At 41.6% G+C, this 4259-nt stretch carries 4 protein-coding genes; 2 read left to right on the plus strand and 2 right to left on the minus strand.

The window, feature by feature from the left end:
- Together ACQ4MZ_RS31370 and ACQ4MZ_RS31375 are read left to right on the plus strand one after the other, a co-directional pair.
- Positions 1–205, plus strand: a 205-nt coding sequence (locus ACQ4MZ_RS31370; RefSeq protein ID WP_430852005.1) for an integrase core domain-containing protein, incomplete at its 5' end; no start/stop codon positions are given.
- 99 nt (positions 206–304) lie between these two features.
- Complete coding sequence (locus tag ACQ4MZ_RS31375; protein WP_430852006.1) at positions 305–445, plus strand: hypothetical protein; 141 nt, start codon at positions 305–307, stop codon at positions 443–445.
- A gap of 731 nt (positions 446–1176) precedes the next feature.
- Here ACQ4MZ_RS31375 and ACQ4MZ_RS31380 read toward each other — a convergent pair.
- Both ACQ4MZ_RS31380 and ACQ4MZ_RS31385 read right to left on the minus strand, forming a co-directional pair.
- Positions 1177–1881, minus strand: coding sequence for a hypothetical protein (locus ACQ4MZ_RS31380; RefSeq protein ID WP_430852007.1), 705 nt, complete (start codon positions 1879–1881; stop codon positions 1177–1179).
- Positions 1868–4259, minus strand: a 2392-nt coding sequence (locus ACQ4MZ_RS31385; protein WP_430852008.1) for an RHS repeat domain-containing protein, incomplete at its 5' end; no start/stop codon positions are given. The genes ACQ4MZ_RS31385 and ACQ4MZ_RS31380, both read right to left, overlap by 14 nt.

Raw genomic sequence — 4259 nt, forward strand, 5'->3', positions numbered from 1 at the left:
CTATATCGAAAGATTTAACCGACTGTATCGAGAAGCAGTATTAGACGCATATTTGTTTGAATCGCTTGAACAAGCGGCCGCCGCTGCGGTTCGTATTTTATCGGACGAATGGATGGATAATTACAATCGGCTACACCCGCATCAAGCCCTTGCCGGGATGGCACCGGCCGTATTCGCGAAGACAATGGAAAACAAAAAAGTCTAATATCCTCATTGTCCTATTTAAGGTAAGGCCACACGGTAACCTTTTTACATTCAATCTGTACCCCAAGAAATAAGCATTGCCGTAAGCCGGACAGACGATGTGGCACCGGTAAAAGACATGGAATTGCTGCGTAAGTTTGAAGTGATCCAGGAGCTGACAGGCGAGACGCGTTCTGTCGTCAATACTTTCCTGGATAGGGTCATCCGTGATTTTAAAACCAAGCAGGCATACGCCCAATAATCTCCCCGGACGGATAACACAAGGCCCTGACAAGCATTTGATGTAGCTTGTCAGGGCCTTGTATTTTAGGCAACTAGCCTGCCTGATTTTCCCAAAAACACCTCTTAGTGCACCATTTTACTTTAATGTACATTGAGCAAATGACATCGAAGGCGATAAAAAAAGGGCCCCAAATAACTATGTAATAAAGACTTTGTCAATAATAACTTCTCGAAAACTCGAGAAAATATCTTTGAAGTTTTTCGCTTAGAACGTCAGACACCAGTTTTCTATCCACATTTTTACTCGTGTACAATATTTCCAGAATTCCAACTTTTAATATATTTAAAACCTCCAAGTTATTACTTTCGCCAACTTTATTTATGAAAGCAAACGAATTATTTACAATGGTACTCGTAGGATTTTTTTTCTATTTCACCACTTAAAAATGAAGCAAATTCACTCATATGAAAATATATCCCACCAGGAAAATTATTTTCAAATTTTAAGACAACCCGATATTCAGGGACCATATCAAATAACAAATCTATAAGGACTTGGTAAATAAAATTATCAATCTTATCTAACTCATCCATTTTTTTAAGATCGTTACCATTTTAGACCAGTTCCATTAGTTAGATCTTCAATAATTTCAAACAATTTTCCTGTCCCATTTGATAAATCTCCATAGTTTCCTATCCGAACCGATAAAAACCACCTAAGGAACGAATCCCGAGTGCTAAGTCCTCACATTATTTATCCAATTTTGACCAGAGGATGTCGCAGTTACATTGGTTAGCCAAAGTGTCTGGAATGTTCACTTTGCCTAAATCAATATTATCATATTGATAATTTAAACTATCTGCTTTATCCCCAAAGGCGCAAATTTTAGAGATTTGTTTTAATCCAAGACGTTTTTTTGTAACCGAGAATTCGGTAGAATAACTCCATGAGTAATTTGCGCCAGCTTCATGCACAATCTTAAATCCATTGTTGGTATGAAAAATCCCACTAAAATGAGAAAGAACACCACCGGTATCCGATAAAACATTATAGTATACCCCCCTAATTTTCGCCGCTCCATTACCGTCATTTATTACCTCTACCAGTATTCGTTTGGGGTTTGTGTCAAACGAAAATCTGCATGGCGTTTCGATAGCATCAAGTGATTTTGGAGACAATACTAGCACATTATCGACAAGTCCATCGTCATTCAAATTCAATCTCAAACTGTCCATTATTGTATAATAATTTGAAATTAAAATTCCAAATTTTAATTTATACCCATCCACAAATCGCACACACTGACGATCGACGACAGAAGCTCCAAAATCCGGATGATAAAGTGTATCTAAACGGAGATCATCTGTCTTTATCTGGCTTTCATAGCCACCCAATTTTATTAGGAGCAGAGCAGATATCAAAATAGCAATTTTTATCATGTCATTTTTTTCCAATTTTCCAAAATATTGATTTCCCGGCAGCACCAGTTGATTCTAAGGAATAATATTTCCCTTTTCCTGTCGACACGAACGAAGATTTGTTGGCAAGAGCATCACAAAAGTCTGGCGAAGCGGTGCTACGTTTATACGCAGCCGAATACTTTTGAAGTGCATCGCCACCAATCGTAACTGTTGAATACTCTTTGAATTTATTATGCGCCCCACCCTTCTTTAAAAAATCAGAACCGTCCCAGAGCACTGCTCCACCGGTTGGATCTGCTTTTCCGGACAATACACTAATAACGGCAGCTCTGGCATTATTAGCCGCATTACTGTCATCCTTATCACTCAACTGTGTTCTCGCACTAGCAGGAGTAGTTGAATAACTTTTATCTGTCAATTGGTCGTTTAATGTTTCATTCTTCTTTTTGTAGTCGATCGCATTATTGTCCTTTGCATTATTCGCTGCATGGGCAATCCAAAGACTCTCATCCTTGTCTCCGGAAGATTCGTGCTTCACAACGTTTGCTGAGATTGTAAATTCGCTATGAGTAACTGAAAGCTCCTGTGCATTGTCGAAACCTCCCCGCTCATTTTTGGAGTCCGCAACGTAAACCTTATTGTCGTCAATACCATCATTTCCCAAATATTTTCCATTTGCATCATAATAATCCCCAAACATACCATCAGGGTCAATAAACCGTAATGGGTTGTTAAAAACATATGTATAAGAACTAGCTTTCCGATCTAACTCCGCCATCGGATCAATCACCATCCACCTTCCAATAGCTGGATCATATTGTCGAGCGCCATAGTCAAAGAGACCTGTTTCAGGCTGCTTCTCCTTCCCATTGTAAAGATACTTATTCGTGCCTACCGTACGAGGAATCGCCAACCCAAAAGGAAAATATTCCATCTCCTGCAAAAGCATACCCGACTCGTTAATTACCTGTCGGACGTTCCCTAAATGGTCTTTCAGGTAGTATTCAAATGAATAATCGCTGGCACTAGCACCGTTATTGGCGATATTGATCTGGCCTTCTTCTGTCGCAATACGGCTGATGTAATTACTACCATTATACTCAAAGATTCCGGCGTATTTGGTGTTGTCAGTTCCTCGCTGCATGCGGAGCTTCGTTCCGGCTGCATCGTAGTGGTACTTCATCGTGAGGCCGTTGACATCCACTTCTCTGATCAGATTCAGAATGTTATATCGTATGCCCCCGTTTCCGATGCCTCGGTTTTGGTCTCGAATGGCATTTCCGTTACCATCGTAGTCGTAATCCACGCCATCACCAGAAGACCCGTTGCTAAAACCTTCAGTCGTGCCAGTATCGGTTACTTTGTTCAGGCGGTTGCCGTTAACATAATCATAGCTAAGGTTATCCCAGATTGCAGCACCATTTTTGCGCTGCAACGCCTTGATATTTCCATTCAAGTCATACGATGAAACCGTTTCGCTGTAATCGTTGTTTAACCCCTCTCCTTTTGTCAAACGGTTTGCTTCGTCATAAGTAAATTTGTAACCTACCCAGGCGCCGCCGCGCTTCCAGAGCATGTCGCCAATATTGCCATTGTATTGCGGGACTGTTGCGTTAGCATATTTAAGTTCCACGCCAAAATTCTCCCCGGCGCTGGTCTTGCCCGTTACTTTGCTCATCCAGCCTCTTGGAATATAGCTGTAATCTAATTGCTCCCGAAACGTGCTAGCATCTGTCGAGTTCAAAAACTTCTTCTTCAACTGTCCGAGGCCATTGTATCGACTAGCAGCTACTACAATGTTCTTCTTCTCAGTACCGTCTCTTTTTACAATGTAGCGGATGCTCAACAATCGGTCGCTGTGATCGTACTCGTACTGTTTTTCAACTGTATGCTCACCCGTACTCACCTTTTGCAGGATAAGCTCCTTTTCCACACGGCCGTCGAAACGGAGTTGTCTTACCACATGTTCATAATTCTGATTGTCTCCGCCAAGGTCAAAAAGCCCTCTGATTGTTTGGATCAAGTTAAAACGATCATCGTAATAGTTGGTGATGTAATACCATCCGCTAGTCTGGTCACTGTACGTGCCGTCCGGATTCAATATGCGTGTTGCCGTTACGGTTACCTTTCCCTTGACGTCCGACCGGTAAGTGGACGGGTAGCCATTACCATAATTGCCTACAAATGCTTGAGCTGCCCCAAAAGGAGGTGAATAATTGTCATAGTGCGTTTTAGCAAATGCCCGGTATTCGGTACCTACTTTCTCGCCTGTTTCGATCACCCGGTTCAGATCGTCATATTTAAAGTAGGTAATTTTGTTATTACCATCCTTGCTTTCGATTAAACGGTCCCGGCTGTCGTAGGTCATTGTTGTCGTACCGCCACCTGGAACATATTTGCTGTCCATCAGT

The sequence above is a fragment of the Dyadobacter sp. BHUBP1 genome (assembly GCF_050587785.1).
GTDB lineage: Bacteria > Bacteroidota > Bacteroidia > Cytophagales > Spirosomataceae > Dyadobacter.